The organism is Bacillus sp. ISL-7 (assembly GCF_018613065.1).
Genome location: NZ_JAGGQW010000009.1, coordinates 1 through 16777, shown reverse-complemented (window position 1 = coordinate 16777; position 16777 = coordinate 1). Strand labels below are relative to the sequence as shown.

General features: G+C 34.3%; 15 protein-coding genes and 3 pseudogenes. 8 read left to right on the top strand and 10 right to left on the bottom strand.

Annotated features, from left to right (window positions below; genetic code table 11):
• Window positions 1-75: 75 nt before the first annotated feature.
• A complete protein-coding gene (locus tag J7E66_RS31540) occupies window positions 76-498 on the bottom strand; it encodes a DUF4046 domain-containing protein (RefSeq protein ID WP_251032725.1) in 423 nt (140 codons plus the stop codon).
• 33 nt (window positions 499-531) lie between these two features.
• Window positions 532-693, bottom strand: a pseudogene (locus J7E66_RS33065) (DUF4046 domain-containing protein); the annotation flags it as partial.
• A gap of 41 nt (window positions 694-734) precedes the next feature.
• On the opposite strand from J7E66_RS33065, the gene J7E66_RS02740 reads away from it, so the two are divergent.
• The 3 genes from J7E66_RS02740 to J7E66_RS02730 all read left to right on the top strand — a co-directional run bounded on the left by J7E66_RS02740 (window position 735) and on the right by J7E66_RS02730 (window position 2164).
• Window positions 735-1352 carry a hypothetical protein gene (locus J7E66_RS02740; RefSeq protein ID WP_214997925.1) on the top strand — a complete coding sequence of 206 codons (618 nt, stop codon included), beginning with the start codon at window positions 735-737 and terminating at the stop codon, window positions 1350-1352.
• 14 nt (window positions 1353-1366) lie between these two features.
• Window positions 1367-1663: a hypothetical protein gene (locus J7E66_RS02735; protein ID WP_214997924.1), complete on the top strand. Its 297-nt coding sequence runs from the start codon at window positions 1367-1369 to the stop codon at window positions 1661-1663.
• A 339-nt stretch (window positions 1664-2002) separates the two neighbouring features.
• Window positions 2003-2164 (top strand): hypothetical protein, encoded by a 162-nt coding sequence (locus J7E66_RS02730; RefSeq protein WP_214997923.1) that lies wholly within the window; start codon window positions 2003-2005, stop codon window positions 2162-2164.
• Between the two features lie 272 nt (window positions 2165-2436).
• On the opposite strand, the pseudogene J7E66_RS02725 reads toward J7E66_RS02730, so the two are convergent.
• A pseudogene (locus J7E66_RS02725) lies at window positions 2437-2862 on the bottom strand (JAB domain-containing protein).
• A pseudogene (locus tag J7E66_RS02720) lies at window positions 2828-3007 on the bottom strand (transketolase); the annotation flags it as partial. The pseudogenes J7E66_RS02720 and J7E66_RS02725, both read right to left, overlap by 35 nt.
• 370 nt (window positions 3008-3377) lie before the next feature.
• Here J7E66_RS02720 and J7E66_RS02715 point away from each other — a divergent pair.
• Window positions 3378-3683 carry a hypothetical protein gene (locus J7E66_RS02715; protein WP_214997922.1) on the top strand — a complete coding sequence of 102 codons (306 nt, stop codon included), beginning with the start codon at window positions 3378-3380 and terminating at the stop codon, window positions 3681-3683.
• Window positions 3684-3965: 282 nt separating this feature from the next.
• Here the strand turns inward: J7E66_RS02715 and J7E66_RS02710 are convergent, their stop codons facing one another.
• The 4 genes from J7E66_RS02710 to mobQ all read right to left on the bottom strand — a co-directional run bounded on the left by J7E66_RS02710 (window position 3966) and on the right by mobQ (window position 7637).
• On the bottom strand, window positions 3966-4187 hold the full coding sequence (locus J7E66_RS02710) for a hypothetical protein (protein ID WP_214997921.1): 222 nt from the start codon (window positions 4185-4187) through the stop codon (window positions 3966-3968).
• 34 nt (window positions 4188-4221) lie between these two features.
• Complete coding sequence (locus tag J7E66_RS02705; protein ID WP_214997920.1) at window positions 4222-4449, bottom strand: hypothetical protein; 228 nt, start codon at window positions 4447-4449, stop codon at window positions 4222-4224.
• Window positions 4450-4633: 184 nt separating this feature from the next.
• Window positions 4634-5017, bottom strand: coding sequence for a VOC family protein (locus J7E66_RS02700; protein ID WP_214719326.1), 384 nt, complete (start codon window positions 5015-5017; stop codon window positions 4634-4636).
• Window positions 5018-5621: 604 nt separating this feature from the next.
• Entirely contained in the window at window positions 5622-7637 is a 2016-nt protein-coding gene (gene mobQ, locus J7E66_RS02695; protein ID WP_214997919.1) for a MobQ family relaxase, read from the bottom strand.
• A gap of 215 nt (window positions 7638-7852) precedes the next feature.
• On the opposite strand from mobQ, the gene J7E66_RS02690 reads away from it, so the two are divergent.
• Window positions 7853-8119, top strand: a complete 267-nt coding sequence (locus tag J7E66_RS02690) for a hypothetical protein (RefSeq protein ID WP_214997918.1) — start codon at window positions 7853-7855, stop codon at window positions 8117-8119.
• Window position 8120: 1 nt separating this feature from the next.
• Window positions 8121-8399, top strand: coding sequence for a DUF3847 domain-containing protein (locus J7E66_RS02685; RefSeq protein WP_214719332.1), 279 nt, complete (start codon window positions 8121-8123; stop codon window positions 8397-8399).
• Between the two features lie 1111 nt (window positions 8400-9510).
• Here the strand turns inward: J7E66_RS02685 and J7E66_RS02680 are convergent.
• Together J7E66_RS02680 and J7E66_RS02675 are read right to left on the bottom strand one after the other, a co-directional pair.
• Window positions 9511-10053: a BA5345 family protein gene (locus J7E66_RS02680; RefSeq protein WP_214997917.1), complete on the bottom strand. Its 543-nt coding sequence runs from the start codon at window positions 10051-10053 to the stop codon at window positions 9511-9513.
• Window positions 10054-10988: 935 nt separating this feature from the next.
• On the bottom strand, window positions 10989-12107 hold the full coding sequence (locus J7E66_RS02675; RefSeq protein ID WP_214997916.1) for a hypothetical protein: 1119 nt from the start codon (window positions 12105-12107) through the stop codon (window positions 10989-10991).
• A 1710-nt stretch (window positions 12108-13817) separates the two neighbouring features.
• Here J7E66_RS02675 and J7E66_RS02670 point away from each other — a divergent pair.
• Complete coding sequence (locus J7E66_RS02670; RefSeq protein ID WP_214997915.1) at window positions 13818-14297, top strand: hypothetical protein; 480 nt, start codon at window positions 13818-13820, stop codon at window positions 14295-14297.
• A gap of 5 nt (window positions 14298-14302) precedes the next feature.
• Window positions 14303-15958 (top strand): helix-turn-helix domain-containing protein, encoded by a 1656-nt coding sequence (locus J7E66_RS02665; RefSeq protein WP_214997914.1) that lies wholly within the window; start codon window positions 14303-14305, stop codon window positions 15956-15958.
• The last annotated feature ends 819 nt before the right edge of the window (window positions 15959-16777 follow it).

Here is a 16777-nt window from a genome sequence, read left to right as displayed (position 1 = left end):
TATGAATGTTTTGTTCTTTTATCCACTGTTTTACCTTAACCATTCGAAGGTCGAAGGCTATTTGCAATAATCCAGTCAGTCGATATTGGAAGAAATCATTTTTTTGAGTTTCATAAGAGCTTCTTCATAAGAAGAAAAGCCGAGCTTTTGAAAAAGAAACCAATCTAACGTCTGTTTGATGTTCTCGGAATTCTTCCAATAATTCAGTGGAACGTTAGCCAATTCCCATGGTTTAAAATGACCGGGATACACAGCATTAATAACTTGATAAGGTGAATCACCAAAAGAACCGAAAATACCAGTAAGTCCATGTTCTTTAAAAAAACGATGATTGATTCGTAAAGGGATTTCATGATGAGTCATCTTACATTTTTCTTCAATCATATATCGAACGACCTCAATCGCCCTTTTTCTTCCGTTTTCTCCTTGCCAATACTTCCAGGGAACTTGGTTGAATTCCCAAGGTTTAAACTTTCCAGGATAAGCATTTTCAATCACCTCTATAAAATCCTTGAATCCATGAACATGAGCAGCAGGTCGTAAACGGTGATTCCAAAGGGTTCCAGCTTTGACTTGTCGAGGAATTTCCTCTACAGGAATTCCTAAGTATTCTTCAATAAGGTAACATGTTATGATAGCTAAATATTCCTTTCCCTGATCTCCTACAAAAAAGTAATTAGGAAATAACAGCAAGAGATAAGGCGATTATAGACGACTTAAAACGCTTCAGATGTATGAGTAGAGATGATATCGCCGAACTACACTTTCGAAAGTTGAATAATCCGAAATATGCAGCAAATAATATTTTATTAAGACTGCACCGTGAAGGTTATGTTCAACGATCTACAGCCTTTGTGCTTTATGTTTACTTTGGTCCGGAAGTGAGTATGAAGAAAAACAGTGCAAAAATGGGGCATTTCTTAGCTATTGTTGCAATTTACAAGGAGATTAAGCAACTTGGGGAGTTAAATACCTTCTTGATAGAACCGAAATACGGAAACAAAGGTACCGCAGAACCTGATGTATTTTGTATATACAGGAGAACTCCATTTTTTATTGAAGTGCAGAAAAGCATCTATTCCGAGAAGCAAACGAAGGATAAAATGAATAGATATTTAGATTTATTTGATAGCAGGATTATCGAAAACGAACCTTGGCAGCCAGTAGATAAAAAAGTCTTCCCGCACCTCCTCATCCTATCAGATCAACGTTATGCCATTGATGGTTCATACCCCTTTAGAATTATGCAAGCAACGTCTTTCACTGAATTTTTACAGACCTTAAAAGTGAAAGTTGTCCCACAAAAGCAGGAACATACAACAATTAAGTCGAATTTGAAATTAAATAATTGAAAGGGAGTGGACACATGGTTATTAAGAAAAAGTCTGACGTTGAAGACTTCCTAAGTCACTTTCAAGCTTTTTCAGAATGGGACGGCACAAAACATTATCTTACCTTTGAAGATACGAAAAATAAGGGCTATCTCACCCTTATGAGTTATCCGAATGAAGGATTTACCTTTTACAGAAAAAACAATTCATTTTGGGATATGAAAGAGCACCCCATACATGAGAATGAAATTATTGGTTTTCTTTGGAAACATCGTAAAGCTTTAAATTCCTACTTGAAAGCAGCTGAATATCTGCTAATTGAGAGCCATTGAGCTCTTTTTTTGTTGTTTTAGATTGAATCCAGAATCAAAATCCACCAATAAAAAGGTGGTATTGAAAAGATACAAAAATTAATAAAAATGAGCAAAAAAACGCAAAAAACATACAAAATAACACTTATGTAAACGAGAATGCTTTAAATTGAAACCATTTAAAGGACAAATCGTATTTATCAATAATACCTAATAAAAGGAGAAAAACTATGAATTTAAACCCAGCCGAAATTATTGTAAATTCAGCTAATTTCGTTAAAATGCTGTTACCTGTCATTATTGCCGCCGTAATCATAAAAAAACTCCGCTATTAACAAACAACAAAAAGGGGGATAAACGATGGAAGCAATGAATCACTTGCCGGTAGAGAAAATTTCTTTTGATAAGCTAGGATTTGAATCTAAAGCACGGGAAATTGCAACATTTATAAACGAATATCCGCTTCATCTGCCTTGCTCCATATCAATTAAAATGTTTGTCGATTTAACTGAATATTTTTAATAATTAAACAATATTTTAACCTTCATGAGTGTTAGGAAATTAATCAGCGTATATTTTCGGATTTTTTCTATTAAAGTCTCCTTTAAAATTCTTGAAATTTAGATTCTGGAACAGTACAATTTTAAAACAGACTTTTTTATTGGTTTTATGCTTCATCCATGCTCAGCATGGATGAAGCTGTCTTGTTTGGGGCTCGATGCCCCTAAACAAGACGAACTACCACAAGAATAACGAAAAAAACAAAGAAGAGGGCGAACCCTCTCCTTCGCATCTTACATTCTACCTTCTGTTTTCAAGCTGTAGTATTCGGCATCGGCATTCACAATCAAGTGATCTAGGATCTCGATTCCTAGAATCTTACCTGCTTCCACTAATCTTCTGATGACTTCAATATCTTCGTGGCTCGGAGTGCAATTTTGCTATGGATGCTGATGGCTGACTATGATCGATGCGCTGTTATTCAGGATGGCTGACTTAAACACCTCTCTTGGGGAAACGATACTAGCACTTAAAGCTCCAACATGACAACGATGGACAGCAACCACACGATTTTTCGTATTCAGGCACATGACAAAGAACACTTCGCGATCATCATCACCAATAAATTGAGAAGCAATCTTCGCGCCATCTTCTGGGGAAGGCACGATGTACTGTTCTCCACCTTCTACCTCCTGGACCTGTTGTAGCTTCCACCCCATCTGTATGACCAAATTCGGGGTGACCTGGTGTTTTACTGTTTAATTTTCGGAAGCCCTTCAAATCGTCTAATGATAAATCATAACCTGCCAAGTGAAGCAAGCTATACAACATGCTAGAGCCATGTCCTGCTGAAAGAACAAATCGTCTTATTTATATTCAAGTCTCCCCTTTAATTGGCTTTCTTGTAATTATTCCCCATATGTAAAAAAAACCTTTTTATCCACTAACTTCAAGAGGGCGTTAAATCTTTTTTTATTCAATTAAAGTGCCAGATTGCTTAATAGGAATTAATCTACAATTTGATATTCACCCTCAAAATCATTTCTGCTAAAAATAAAATTAACTTCACCATCATTAGGATTATCAGTTAACCGTGAATAATGTTTTTCCACATTATAGACCGGTCTCTTAGCATTATATTTTTTAGCTAACAAAATAGAAATTAATTGAGGGAAAATTACCATACAATCTTCAAACGCATTAATAAAATGTGGTTCAATCTTATAAATGAAATTTGCATCATGTATTACTTTATGTCTTATTTCGAAACCTTGCCTATGAAAAAAACCTTTGTAAGGTAACAGGCTGTTCTGGACCTAATGGCAGTGGCGACGGTAATTATATTCTAGATTTAACTAATCCAAAGCTTCTGCTAAAGGAGTTTGAGCTTCAATCCTTAAGAGAAAGGGTTGAGTATTTACAGCCTTTAAAAGAGGAGTTGACAGAGGAGCTGAAAAAAAAGCGTCAAGAAATTGCAGCTGCTAAGGTCAGACTTAATGAAGTTAATAAAAATAAGGCAGTTAAAATACTGAGAAAATAGGGTGGGTAAATTTTTAAGAACTCAATAGCAGTCGGGTTCTTTTTTTATTGGTTTAATCTTTGCCAAATTTACGAGGAAATTCATAATAAAAATACAAAATAAAAATCCAAAAAACCACTATAAGAGGATACTGCAAAGAGGATAATTTAAATTATGAAACACGATATGTAGGAAGAAATAAAAAGGGATAGACACTACTGATAGTAGGTGCTAACCCTTTTTTCGTTATAATTTCGACTTTTGCAGTGCCCTCTTTTTTATGGGGGTGTTTTTACTTATACATTAGATAATCTTATAAAATTGATTTTCAAAGTCATCCAAATCAAAGTCTCTTCTTAAATCTGCCATATCCATGTAGACGAATTGGTCTTGACGAGAGAAAAACAATCCGATTTTCGTGAACCGCTGTTTGTCTTCTTCTGGCAGTTTCTCATAAAAATCCAACAGATAATAGCCTATCAACTGGTTTGTATGATCAGATTTGAATCCAAAATTCTTTGTCACCTTTACATCTACCAGCATATCATCCAAAATGAAATCAGCGTCTGCCCATCCCTACACGCTTAGAATTCTTCCCGAACGTAGGGGTTGGAACATAAGAATGATGGATTTTAAAGTAATCAGAACGCTTTTCCTTGTATTCCATCAGGTTAACCAGATCTTCCACCGCTTTTGGATTTACATTTAAAAAGTCAGATATGTACCCACTCCTGAAAAAAGTGATAACATTTGCCCAAACAAGTAACCCCTCTGCAAGCTTCTTCAAATCAAACGGAGTTTTCCCATTGATGTAACTGCTAACGCTGGCTATAAAACAAGTAGATATTATAGAAGATCTTTTCTGGATTAACTTTGAAACCGATTAATGTCTTAACTAAATGGGAGTGTTCTTACAATATCGTTAGCAGAAAAGAAGAATCTCTTCTTTCTGCTAATGATATTGTAAATTCTTAGCGTTGAAAAAATTCAACCCATTCCCCTTCTGAGCCGTATACGAAAAAGTAGCGATATCCATTAGGTAATGAAGTAATTTCTTGATCCACTAATTCTACATCTAAGCTTTGAATACGTTTAAATTCTTCCTCAATATTGTCCACCGTAACAGCGAAATGATGGACCTTACCTTCCGCAGGTAGTTGATCATTGTAGCCTTGAATTAACTCCAATTCAGTTTCATATGATTCATTAAACCCAAGGAATGCTAATCGAATAATTCCATTTGTATGGAGAAGTGTGCCTTTTAATGTTAAACCTACAACATCTTTATAAAATTTAATAGAATTTTCTAAGTTTCGTACCATAACTCCTACATGGTCAATCCTTTTTCTAGTCATTTTCTAACCCCCTATGAGAGTGTTTAGCAACCATTTTTCTTAAAGGTAAATATAGGATAACTTAGGGTAGCGATATCTGATCCTTAATTGCCATAAAGACTCATGCTTTTTTGCCAACCTCTAAAGCCAAATAAAGCCAAGATTCTGTTGTTTTTTTCAATTCACTTTTCTTAAGCTTTCCGCCTGAATTCTCCTTTACACTATTACTCAAATTCAATTCCATAAAGAAAATCACTATTATGGTGCCTGTCTTTACTTATCTTACTCAACTCAATAAAGGACTAGAAGAAGTTCTTTCATCTTAAAAATTTTTTAATTCAAACACCTTAATAACACGGAAAAATGAAGTCAAAAAAATATAATCCTGGCACAATCAGGGGGCTCTCTCCTTGTAATAGGATTATTTTATTTATTAAGTTAAAAAAAGACATTTTCAAAGCTCTCAATGGCTTCAAATTAAAGTTACGTTCATAATGATAAACAACCATCTTCATAATCTCCAATCCTTATAAAGTTAGCTTGTGCTTGCACAATGAAATTACTTATTGCTGGCGAATTTTTTTTTATAAAGGTTACTATCTTTTTTCATCCATTCAATCTCTTTCTATCGTTCTATTCCTCTTTGTCGTTTCTTCTTTTTATTTTTGTGATATTGTTCGAATTCATCTTCCCTCCACTTGCGGTCAGCTTCAAGGATTGCACTTTCAAGAATCGAGAAGAAATCCGTTCCATCAGGAAATTTAGAACCTAGATAATGATTAGGATGTGGTGTAAAGGTGTTAGGAGCTTCATATGATGATTTTTCCACATTTCTAAATATTTGAACATTAAACGCACTGTGAAGCTGATTCATTTTATCTGGGCCAATTTCATCTGAATAACGCAGGCATTCATGATAAAAGATTTTCATATAAGATTGATTATCCAGTTGGATATCAGGATATTTATTTCGTAAAAACTCGTACTGTTGATCCTTATTATATGAATCCGTTTTATCGCTTTTAATGCAATACAAAGACAAAATAATTTCTTTTTGTTCTTCTTTTGAATACTTTCTTGGTGGGTTGGAGAAATCTTCTGGTGTTATTGTTTTTCCATAATACTCATCTGCCATTACAAAGAATTCTTTCTGTTCAATCTTTAAATAATTCCGACCATCCCAATTCGGATACATTTCTTTTAGTTGATGATCATAAAGTTGATCCATTAAGTTTAACGATTTGTTCATAATATCTTTTTGTTTTAATAAAAACTGCATTTGGTTTAATTCTTTGTCAGTTACATTTTTAACGGTAGATGGATCAGCAAAGTTAATTCCATTTTTCGTTCGTAGATGCTCAAATTGTTTCTCTGCATTTTGTAGTTCTTGCTGCAAGGATAATACAAATTGCTGTCGATTACTTAATAAAACATGAAGATCCCTTTCAATTTGTTTTATCTCTAATTCATGAAAAACCCTTTCAATATCCTTGATGCTCAACAATTTATTTTGAGAAACAGTGGTTTCAACAACTTCAATTTTTTGATCTGTAGAAAGTTCTTCCTTATTTAAATTCGGATAATATTTATCTAAGAATCTATTTGCTTCAATTTTTAAGATTTCTTCTGTCTGATTTAATAGTTCTGTTTCTTTTTCAATCCGGCTTATTTTTTTATATTTATCAATAGAATCCTGATGAAACTCAAGTCGGGATTGCCATTTTCCTAATTGTAATCTTCGAGTATTAATATTTTCATAGTTGACAAACATCCGTAACAGTTTTGCTGATTCACGTAATTGCTTTTTCTCTAAAGGAGTAAAACGACGAACATACTTGTCAGTTCTTTCTTTTATCTGTTTTTCTTTCTTCGCTTCTGCAAGTTCAATGACCGTTTGGTTGTACTCTTTTCTGTTAGTATTCATTTTAATCCTATCGGATTCTTTACCTTCGCTTTGCAGCTGCCTTGCAACAAAACCTTCGTGAATCGTTGGAAGTGTTTCAATCCCTCTATCCTTGTTCGATAAATGAGTAATTCTTTCTGAAAAACCATTTTTCTCTAAAAAACGATTCGCATAATGAGCCCACTGTTCTCTCCAATACATCAGTTTTTCTTTTGTGTTCCAATCGGTTATATGTAAGGCTTTAACTTGTGTTTTTCCGTCAACTATTTCTTTCACTTTCATTTGTTTATTCCCCCATGAACCATCTTCATTAAAGGGGCGAATCGTTAACATCACATGAAAGTGAGGGTTTTCTTCATCATCTCGATGGATGGATAAATCGGCAACCATCCCATCATTAACAAAAATTTCCGTACAAAATTCAATGGCTAATTGCTCTTGTTCGGCGTGGGATAATTCTTTTGGTAAGGCTACATTAATTTCACGAGCGAGTTGAGCATTCCATTGTTTTTCTTTTTTCTCCACTTCATTCCATAATTGTTGACGATCATAAACCCATTCAGGTGCATGACTAGGCGCAAGGATATGAGTAATCGGTTTCACTTTTCTTTTATAAAACTTTTCTTCATTCGTTCTTTCATCTATCAATCTTTCACCAGAACGGTATGCTGCAGCTGCTATTGTATTTTGTTGCTTTTTTCTTGAAAGGATCTGATTAGAGAAATGATAGATTGCCATAGTTATAGACACCTCAACTTATTTTAATGACATGAGCACAGCGAATTTTTCCGACGCTTCACGGATTTGGGTCCTTCGGAGAAGAGGCCAATGCACAATACCACGAGAGTGGTATATAAGTGCGCCCTGAACTTCGTTTTCGGGATAATTATATCACTTCCCATGTTTTGGTTCAAATGTTATAATATAGAAAAATATCCAAACGGGGTGCTAAAATGCCAAAACACAATACAAAGGGAAAAATAAACGATATCGAAGAACAAATTAAAAAACTGAAGGAAAAACAAAAACGTATTCTAACCAATTCCCAAAAAGAGATTGGTAAGTACTTAATGGACACATGGGGAATTGAAGATGTAAATGAAGCAAAAACATTAATAGATTTGTTTAAGGACCAAGTAAAGGTATATTCCGAGGTTGCATCATCCAACGAAGAGCAAAAAGAGGAAGAGACGACCAATATAAACCTATCGGGTGATTAATATGACAAATGAAGAGTTACATAAACTTGAGGACAAAATAAAAGTCCTGGAGCAAAAAAAGAAAGCCTTAGAATACAAAATTTCTAATGAAGATCGGCGAGAAAGAACTAGAAGATTGATCCAAAAAGGAGCACTTTTAGAAAAGTACTTAGAAAATGAAAATGTATCCCTAAAGGACACCGAAGATTTGTTAAAAATTTTAGCTGAGTTTAAAAATAAAAATAAGAAATATATTGATAGAAAAATTCAAAACATGCAGGAAGATCGAGAAGCGCATTAATTTAAATTCTACAAATTGTTAATGCGCTTTTTTTCTCACCTTTATTACTCCTCCACTTTCCACTTCGCTGAAATCCATTCAAAAATTCTATAAGAAAATCTATTTAGTGTTTCACCTGTTCCCCTAAATGATCAATTCTTTTATTCCGATAAAATCCTAAAAAATTTTTAAGAATATTATACAGATCATTATGTTTATAGGTATTTACTATTTTTAAAAATTCTTAAATACATTTGACGATAATTTCCACTTCCATCAATACCCTAGTTTTTTCTACAGATAAATAAACTTTTAACATCTCGAATGCACCGTCAATCCTGGGAGCATTTTCATTTGAATATTGTTAAAATCTGAATGATTATCTCCATCAACAGAAGGAACTTTTATGTTAAGAAATTCACATCTTCTACTACCTAGAAATATTTTTCAATTGTTCGAACTTTATATCAAAAGCGTCTTCCGTTATTGGCATTTATTCTACCATCATGTTTTTCTCTTCTTTCTGCATTTTGTTCTTTCTCTATTTCATTTAAAGATGATAGAGATGATTTGAAGTGACAAGGCAGAAGAATACAATAAAAAGTCATCCATTTCAAATTTGGTATTGTTTTGAAATAAAAAAATACACTACGAAGGATGGATCAAATCCAGCTACGTTTGTGACAAAAATTATAATATATCCTTCAGTATACCTTCACTAATTTATAGGCAACACAGAATGAAGGATGTAGTTATCCTCAGAATGGCCCCCTATCACTCTATTCAATTCTTCTGAATCGCGTTTTAACCCAATGGTGGAACGTATAAGTTACGTAGTTTTTCATAGTTCTCACTTTCCTTCCTCGTTACATTTCAGCAAAAGAAGATTTTTTCCTGCTAATTAATTGTTAACTTTAAGTAAACAATTTTCTCCTCACGAATCCTTTTTTCTAGTAAATGTCACCTTATTAATACTCATCATTACCTCAATTTCCTAAATGCTTACATTCTATTTTTTCTTAAGTTTCCTTCTACCGTTCGAACTAATTTTATCATTAAGTATTGATCAAGCTTCATAACGTAACACCTTACTTTAATAAATAAAAAACATCCCGAAGGATGCCATAACCTATTATTCAATATCAGACTTTATTTTCCTTATAAAATAATTCAAGTTGTTTTGAAAATAAGCCCAGTTATAAAACACAATACAATTAAGCCCAAGAACGATTAGAACTAAGATCCCTATTTTTATCGAAAAAGTAATCGTTAGTGAAAATATAACTAAGATTACTAATGATAGGAATAAACTGGTAGATAAAGCTCTTAAAGCATGAACATTCCCAAGTCTGTCCCTATAAATACTTTGGATTTCTTTTCCGAATTGATTTTTAATAATTTTCAAGTCCATCTCATAATCGCTTTTAAAGTATTTATTCTTGTTTATCCAAATAATAAAACCAAAACTAAGACTAATATGATGTATTAAATTGCCTATAATAATTCCAGTCCCAATAAAAAGTGTAATGGAAGAGACAATGATCGAAACATCCTTACTAAATATGAACGTTTTTACCGTCTCGTAATCACTTATTGCAAAATAGGAAATTAATATAGCCAAGAGCATCCATCCAGGTATTCCCCATCTAATCAAATTTTTTGAATCTAAATTCATTTGCATCCTTCCTTTCATCATTACTTTTTCGATAAAAGGAAAGTAAATCCTGCTTATTTCCTTCTTACAGTACCATGTCCTCTTATATAAGTATCACGGTGTAACTCAATCATTCCTCAACTTTCTTTTTTCTAGAATATTCTTTTTCTTTTGCTTGTTCTCTGAGTTTTATCTAGCTGCTGTTTTGGTTCTAACGATGAATGATTAGCAATTTTCCTATCATCACCTTCTTAAAGGAAAAAAAGCACGCCTTGGCAGGCTGCTTAGTGTTAGGCGAGCTTTGAAACAAATTGGTGTTGGTATTAAAGGCGATTAATATTTTATATGTCTGTTAGAGGAGTGGGTAGGTTAACTAAAATATTACTTTTTAACCAAGCAATCTCATTTGTAAAAATTCTTTTTAAAATCTCTCATGTTTTTATTAATGAAGGAATAAAAAATAAAAACTTAATAGATGGTATTAAATTAACAAGAATATTATAGTCATGGATTTCTATCGTAAAAATTATATTTAGTAAGAATATATATAATTAGTAAAAAATATATATTTAATAAGAAAAACAATAATAATAGGCATTTTAAATTTTCGGGGTATATCCGTTGTGGGAGAAGGGTTTCAGCCTTTTTAGAGAGTAGTAATAACATAGTTTCCACTAGTACACAAATAATATAAAAAAGAATTCACATCTCCACAAGTATTTTTTTAAACTATTTACATATTCACAAGGGTTTATTTTAAAAATCAACAAATACACAAGTATATATTCGGAACCTCTTACTCAAAAAAAAATAATTCCTTCTTGGAAAATCTGTCAAAGAAGAAGACAGAAGTAAAAGAAAGGAATTATTTTAAAAATTGAACTATGATTTTAATTTTTCTCAAATACGAAGAGCCCTGTGAGGGTCCATTTTTTTCACAAGGCTGATTATTTCTATTAAATTAGATTGTAAAGTGCTGGTTCTTGACCAGTTAAAGTAAATTCCCTAATTTTGGCTTCAAAGATTAGATCATAAGGCAGCTTTTTTAAAGCACCAGGGAGATACTTTCTGAAAGCCATCCTGAAAAAAGCACCGATTGAGTAAAAATGAAATGTTCCGGTTCGTTGTTTTTCTGTATGTATTAAGACTCCAATTTGATCCATTGTTTCTATAAAGAAATTTTTTATAAAGCGATCCCTGACAGTGAATTTCTCTCTATCTTCATCCAGTAAATAGTTCATTTTATTCATTACTTCCTGTTTAAAAGAAAGCATGACATCAATTTGGTCTCTTGGTTTATATTTAATTTGATGTCCATCCAAGAAGTAGGTTAGCTCTTTTGATAATTTTGCCATAAGCGGGTTCACGTTGAATTCATCTGTATTCTCTTCCACGCATTCCGGCTTCAAGGAAAAGCCAACTTTCTTAATCCATATTTGTTTACCACGAATTTCAATCCCAGTAAATTCTATGGAAAATAGAGCCTCTAAAACACTTAATGTTTTTCGGACTCCTTTTGCATTTTTATTCAATTGAAACTTGAGTGTTTTCATCGTCCTTTCTTGCTTTACTTTCTCCACTTCACCCGTTTTGCTAAAAGACATACCAGTACGAAATTGGTTAAGCAAGGATAAGAGTAATTCGATCCCTTCAGGATTTGAAGTACGGACGAATTCAGCTAATATATTTGTGTCAAAAAGGCCATGTGGTATGATCAGGTAGTTGAGAACCCCACCATTATGTTCAGGTGTATTATACTTTTCGACATCTTTTAGAACTAAAACAGGTAATCCTTCGTGAATTTCCTCTTTCACAAAATGATGATCTTCTAGAAATCGCTTTCCTCCCCAAAGAGTAGAATAAGAGATTCCAAGTTTCTTTGCCCATGAAGAAAGATTATATTCTTTTAGCATGCCGCGTTGATTCTGTTCTACTTCCAATTGCTTTAACATGGTCATATATACAACATAGGCAGATGCAGGAGGGCGCTCAAATGACTCATCACGTAGAAAACGAAATTCTTCCAATATGGCATGATGCATTCGAAAACCGTCGATTCTCATTTTACTGTTCATTCCAGGGGCCCTCCTCTCGTCTATTTTCCTAGTTTGAATTATAGCAGAATGGAAATAGAGGAAATGATGCCCTTTATTAAGGGATTTTCAAAGTTGCACAACAGGCGTCAATCCCTTGTCCCCCAAGGGGTTGAAAAAAACTTTAAAATTTTTTATGTGAAAGGAAACGTCATTGTTTTTTATAATTTGTGCATATTGTGACAGGAAACGTCATACCTGATTGATTAATGGATTGGGAGAAACGTTGATATACCAACGTTTCTTTAATATAATCTATCAAAACAAACGCAGAACTAAAAAACTTGCACAGAAATCTTTGCTAGTTTGTGTGAGAGGAAACGTCATTATCCTTCATTTTCAAACACAAGAAAGAGCAAACTTTGCAATAATTTGTGTTTTTATAAGAAATTAAGGAATTTTCACTATTCAACCAAGGATGTTCATTCAGACAAAAAATGTAGTCTTTTGAAGGTTTTGTGCACATTGTGAGAGCAAACGTCAGGCAAAAAAAGTTGCACACAGGATTTTTAATGTACTGCTGTGAAAGGGAGCGTCAATCATTTAATAATGACCAGGTCGCTTGGAGTAAAGAAAGGTTTCACATGATTTAGGCTTACTCTGTGCACATTGTGAGAGGAAACGTCAAGCAGAAAATAAGTGCACTATTAGACGGATGAGTATATCTCTTTATGCAGAATGAAGGATCTTTAAAAGGATGTGCACATTGTGAGAGGAACCGTCAAAGTAGAAAATAAGTGCACAACTAGTAAAGGATGAGGATACTCTTTTATGCTGAATGCAGGATCTTTAAAAGGGTGTGCACATTGTGAGAGGAACCGTCAAAGTAGAAAATAAGTGCACAACTAGTAAAGGATGAGGATACTCTTTTATGCTGAATGAAGGATATCTTTAAAAGGGTGTGCACATTGTGAGAGGAACCGTCAAAGTAGAAAATAAGTGCACAACTAGTAAAGGATGAGGATACTCTTTTATGCTGAATGAAGGATCTTTAAAAGGCAGTGCACATTGTGAGAGGAAACGTCAAAGTAAAAAAAAGTGCACAACTAGTTTAGGATGGGTATATCTCTTTTTATTCAGAATGAATGACCTTTAAGATGATGGATGTGCACATTGTGAGAGGAAACGTCAAAGTAGACAAAATAAGTGCACAACTAGTAGAAGGTGAGCAGATAGCTCCTTTATTCTAAAATGAAAATTCTATAAAAGAATGTGCACATTGTGAGAGGAACCGTCAAAGTAGAAAATAAGTGACCTACTAGTAGAAGGTGAGCAGATAGCTCCTTTATTCTAAAATGAAAATTCTATAAAAGAATGTGCACATTGTGAGAGGAAACGTCAAAGTAGACAAAATAAGTGCATTACCAGTAAAAGGTGTGCATATCTCTTCTATGCTGAAAGAATGATCTTTAAAAGGCTGTGCACATTGTGAGAGGAAACGTCAAAGTAGACAAAATAAGTGCATTACCAGTAAAAGGTGTGCATATCTCTTCTATTCTGAATGAAGGATCTTTAAAAGGCGGTGCACATTGTGAGAGGAGACGTCAAAACAATAAGGAGTTGCACCTTCCAATGGATATACATGATGAAGAAAAGTTTTATTGAATGGAAAGATAGGGATAAAGAAATGTTGACAAATGCAACACTCCTCAATCATAATAACCTTAGACTAGTAAATAAGGGGAATAAGAGATGGGTTTTTTAGTAGGTGTTAAAGAGGCGGGGGAAATCCTTGGTTGGGATCGGAGAAAGGTCTCCACCTATCATCTGCGTGGTGTGCTGCCTAAGCCAGTAATCAACTTATCAAGTGGTCCCATTTGGCTTCGGAAACAGATTGAATATTATAAGACTAGTAAAGAGTTGGGTGTAACTACGTATTATATTGATGAAGAAAAAGTATATGAATGCAAACATAATTATCCTATGAAAGAAACAAACTATTCACCTGAAGAAATTAAAGAATGTATAGGGAATTATATTGTTTATCAGGAAAAGGACATCCAACAACTGATAAGTGCCATTCTGGAAAAGAAACCGATTGCTCAGTTCCTTTCTTTTGAATCCATCAGCTATCTACATGATTTGGGTATTTTGGATTCGGATGTTTTCCATGATTACATCCACAAATACTCAAATGAATACATAGGGACGACTAGGGAAGGACGGGATTAAGAATCATGTTAAATACCTTGCAAAATAATTTTTTGAAAATTACGAAAACGATTTTTCCAGATCATCCTCAACTCTTTGACGAGTGGACCGATGATATCGGTCATCTTATGGCAAGTCAAGTGGATTATCAGCCTTGCCAATCCTTAAAGGCGTTTTTCGTGATCATAGATCGTTTAGCAAAAGATCATGAATTGAAATTTGAGAGTATGGAAAATTGGGTCCAAGATTATAAAGATGAGATAAGAAATTTTGTCCTACCATACATTCGGATCGTTGGGGAAGATAGTGCCCCCTATTCCTTAAAGTCTAGCAATAGGCAAGTAATAAATTCTTTGTTAAATCAGAATTTTGCAGAGTCCGGTTCAGCTTTATTATTTCATAAATTAAGGGAGACCATTAGTAAAAATGAATTCGACATTGCAACAGAAATACCCACTGCAAAGATTGCGGAGAAGGCATTAGAAGCCACTGCACAAGTAAGATCCGAAAATGCTTATCTTAAAATGAAATCCAATGCAGCGATCGAACAATGGAAAAATCTCACCTCTCAAGCCATAACCTCGATGGATGACTTAACGGCAGACATTTTCGATATCGTTTCGATTCTGTGGATGCAGCAGGCCACTCATAAAGATCAAATGATTCATTTCCACACGGATGACGCCTTGAATCTAAGGAGATTGCAAGGGCGGAGCGAAGAGTCTGACGGCTATCAAACCTCGTATCGGAAAAAAGAACGGGATGATATTATGAAAAGGTTGGCAGCACTGACGACCATATGGATCAGGATTGAACGAGAAAATTTAAGGTTCATCAATGAGGATCAAGGGAACTTTGATGAAATAGGGCAAGTTCAATTCAATCCCCTGTTTTTGATTGATAGCGTAACGGTTGCCTATCGGGGAGAAAATCCGATTGGTATTTATGAATGCAGCATCCGCCCAGGTGAAATACTTGCTAACTTCTTGTACGGTTCCCAAAAAAGCAGTGGTTTTTTAGCATTAAAGACGCTCGAATACCATCCCACAAAGCAAAAGTACCATAAACGGTTATCACGGTATCTATCCTGGCAGTGGAGGATTCGCCAAAAGAGTGCAGACTATCTGAGAGCCTATCATATTGGTGGAGATAAAGGGCTTTTAAAAGTCATGGATTTGGATGTGAACCCTCGATATGGTTCAAGGATTAAGGAGCAATTTGAAGAAATATTAGATACTCTGCAGCAGGACGGAATCATTAAAGAGTGGAGCTATAAAGAAAAAGACTTAGAACATCAAATTGAGCAGGAGCGAAACTGGTTTGCAAACACCTGGTTGAAGGCCCGTGTTCAAATTATTCCTCCTACTGAAATCACTGGAATTGGTGATGACAGGGATTTATTGATGATTGAAGACTATGATTATGAAACGGTGAATTTTTCGACCATGTTAAAGGGTTTGACGAAAGCAGAGGTTGCAGCTTCCATTGAAACAGTCGAAGAAAAGTTGGTAACTCCTGAAAACATCAGTAGGGAAAGAAATGACCGAGGATTAAGCATATTAGTGGCAGCAACTCAAATAGGTATTTCCCACAGTACCTTATCCAGGTATGAAAGGAACTTAATTAAACGCCCGTATACCGAGAATTTAGAAAAAATGAAGGAATGGCTAAATGCAAAATAAGCATCGAAATTCGGTGCTTATTTTTTTATTTAAAATTGTTCCAAGTGTTTATCATTAAACTGATTTATTCGAATTTTTTCATTCGCTTTAACACTTACAACAATCCCCTCCTCCTTGAATTAAGAATAGTGAAATTTATAGGATGAAACAATATGGGTTTATTTAAAATACTTTGTTGGTAGAAGGTTTAAAGCCCCATCAACGCCATCCATAAGGTAGCAATTGGTAGGTTAAATATAAGACGGAGTTTTTGACCTAACTTAAGTTATAAGAACCGCCTTAAGGCGGAACAATAGCGTTAAAATAGTGCTGTCATGACAACCTTTTTTTCGGGGGTCTGTAAGAGTTTTTTGCTTCCTATCCCCCTTCCCTTCTACTGAAGGTGATAAATTTTTTACTGCATTCTTGGGTATCTTCATAATAGAGAAGTATCCTTTTAGAAAAGTTCATTTCTAATGCAATGGCTATACCCCCTGCAAAAAATAGAGGTTGAGTATTAATAAGGGTAACCTTCTATGCAAATTAAGTCACTGGGCTTAACTTGGTGCATGTAATTTCACCAATAAATATAATCATCCTCTGTGGTGTCTCGGAGCCAACTTCAGTAAGCTCGGACGACTATGCTTTGCCGATCCAAGGCTACAAATCCTGTAGTTGATGGAGCATTCCCAGAATGCATATTCTTCTCAACCTTTCTTCTTTGCAATTATCTTGCAGCTGTGTACCGTTCAATGAATCTACATTACACATCCTTCTTGTTTTTCTTCTTTGTTTTTAATTGCTTAAATTAATAATTATGATTCATCACCACATTTTGTG